Annotated in this window: 2 protein-coding genes; both read left to right on the top strand. The window is 61.0% G+C overall.

Annotated features, from left to right (window positions below):
* Positions 1 to 800, top strand: an 800-nt coding sequence (locus tag AC1DWI_RS19105) for a carbamoyl phosphate synthase small subunit (RefSeq protein ID WP_477725463.1), incomplete at its 5' end; no start/stop codon positions are given.
* Positions 800 to 2,729 (top strand): carbamoyl-phosphate synthase large subunit (gene carB / locus AC1DWI_RS19100; RefSeq protein WP_477725462.1); only part of this gene is annotated, 1,930 nt, incomplete at its 3' end. The genes AC1DWI_RS19105 and carB, both read left to right, overlap by 1 nt.

Genomic DNA, 2,729 nt, shown 5'->3' with positions numbered 1-2,729 from the left:
CACGCCACCTGCGCACCAAGGGCGCGCAAAACGGCTGCATCCTGGCACTGCCTGCGGGCGAAGAAGTCAGTCAGCCCGCGATCGAAAAGGCCGTTGCGGCCGCGCGCGGCGCCCCCAGCATGGCCGGGCTCGACCTGGCCAAGGTCGTCTCGGTCAAGCAAACCTACGAATGGACGCAGACCGAATGGAAACTCGGCGCGGGTTATGGCGTGCAAATCACGCCCAAATTCCACGTCGTGGCTTTTGACTTCGGCGTGAAGAAAAACATCCTGCGCATGATGGCCGAGCGCGGTGCGCGCATCACCGTGGTGCCGGCACAAACGCCAGCTGCCGACGTGCTCAAGCTCAAACCCGACGGCATCTTCCTGGCCAATGGCCCGGGCGACCCTGAGCCTTGTGACTACGCGATTGCGGCGGTGCGTGAACTCATTGAGACCGGCATCCCGACTTTCGGTATCTGCCTGGGCCACCAGATCATGGCGCTGGCCAGCGGCGCGAAGACCTTCAAGATGAAGTTCGGCCACCACGGTGCCAACCACCCGGTGAAAGACCTGGACAACGGCCGCGTCAGCATCACCAGCCAGAACCACGGTTTTGCGGTGGATGAAAAAAGCCTGCCCGCCAACCTGCGGCCCACGCACATCAGCCTGTTTGACGGCACGTTGCAAGGCCTGGCCCGCACCGATAAGCCGGCGTTTTGCTTTCAGGGTCACCCGGAAGCCTCGCCTGGCCCGCACGATATTTCGTATCTGTTTGATCGTTTCACAGCCCTCATGGAACAGCATGGAGGGAACAAATAATGCCAAAACGTACAGACATCAAATCCGTCCTCATCATCGGCGCCGGCCCCATCATCATCGGCCAGGCTTGCGAGTTCGACTACTCCGGCGTGCAGGCCTGCAAGGCGCTGCGCGAAGAGGGCTACAAGGTCATCCTGATCAACAGCAACCCCGCCACGATCATGACCGACCCGGCGACCGCCGACGTCACCTACATTGAGCCCATCACCTGGCAGACAGTCGAAAAAATCATCGCCAAGGAACGCCCTGACGCCATCCTGCCGACCATGGGCGGACAGACTGCGCTCAACTGCGCGCTCGACCTCTGGCACAACGGCGTGCTCGACAAGTACAAGGTCGAGCTGATTGGCGCCAAGCCCGAAGCCATCGACAAGGCCGAAGACCGCCTGAAATTCAAGGACGCGATGACTAAGATCGGTTTGGGCTCAGCCCGCTCCGGCATTGCGCACAGCATGGATGAAGCCTGGGCAGTCCAGAAAACCGTTGGTTTCCCGACCGTGATCCGCCCAAGCTTCACGCTGGGCGGCACCGGCGGCGGCATCGCCTACAACTCCGAAGAATTCGAAGTGATCTGCAAACGCGGCCTCGAAGCTTCGCCCACCAATGAGCTGCTGATTGAAGAATCGCTGCTCGGCTGGAAAGAGTACGAGATGGAAGTCGTGCGCGACACCGCCGACAACTGCATCATCGTCTGCTCCATTGAAAATCTGGACCCGATGGGCGTGCACACCGGTGACTCGATCACCGTGGCACCGGCCCAGACGCTGACTGACAAGGAATACCAGATACTGCGTAACGCCTCGCTGGCTGTGCTGCGGGAAATCGGCGTGGATACCGGTGGTTCCAACGTGCAGTTCTCCATCAACCCGGTCGACGGCCGTATGGTCGTGATCGAGATGAACCCGCGCGTCTCGCGCTCATCGGCGCTGGCCTCCAAGGCCACGGGTTTCCCGATTGCCAAGGTCGCGGCCAAGTTGGCGGTGGGCTACACGCTCGACGAGCTGCGTAACGAAATCACGGGCGGCGCAACCCCAGCGAGCTTCGAGCCCAGCATCGACTACGTCGTCACGAAGATTCCGCGTTTCGCGTTCGAGAAATTCCCGGCTGCTGATTCGCGCCTGACCACGCAGATGAAGTCTGTGGGTGAGGTGATGGCCATGGGCCGCACTTTCCAGGAGTCCTTCCAGAAAGCGCTGCGCGGCCTGGAAGTCGGCGTCGACGGCATGAACGAGAAGACGCAAGACCGTGAAGTGCTTGAGAAAGAACTCGGCGCGCCCGGCCCCGACCGCATCTGGTATGTGGGTGACGCGTTTGCGCTGGGCATGAGCGTCGATGAAGTCTTTGCGCTCACCAAGATCGACCCGTGGTTTCTCGTGCAGATCGAGCAGATCGTCAAGATAGAACTTGAACTCGAAACCACCTCGCTCGACAAGATCGACGCCGTCACGCTGCGTGCGCTGAAGCAAAAAGGCTTCTCCGACCGCCGACTGGCCAAGCAGCTCAAGACCACCGACACGGCCATTCGCGAAAAGCGCCGTGCGCTGGGCGTGCGTCCGGTCTACAAGCGCGTGGACACCTGTGCCGCCGAGTTTGCCACCAACACCGCCTACATGTATTCGACCTATGAGGCCGAAGGCAGCGAGTGCGAAGCCGCTCCGACCGACAAGAAAAAAATCATGGTCCTSGGCGGCGGGCCCAACCGCATCGGGCAGGGCATCGAGTTTGACTACTGCTGCGTGCACGCGGCGTTGGCCATGCGCGAAGACGGCTACGAGACCATCATGGTCAACTGCAACCCTGAAACCGTCTCGACCGACTACGACACCTCGGACCGCCTCTATTTCGAATCGCTGACGCTCGAAGACGTGCTCGAAATTGTCGACAAGGAAAAACCGTTGGGCGTGATCGTCCAGTACGGCGGCCAGACGC

This window comes from Polaromonas sp. P3_C2, assembly GCF_056402675.1.
Note: the sequence above shows the minus strand (reverse complement) of the source record. Positions and strands in the feature narration are given on the sequence as shown.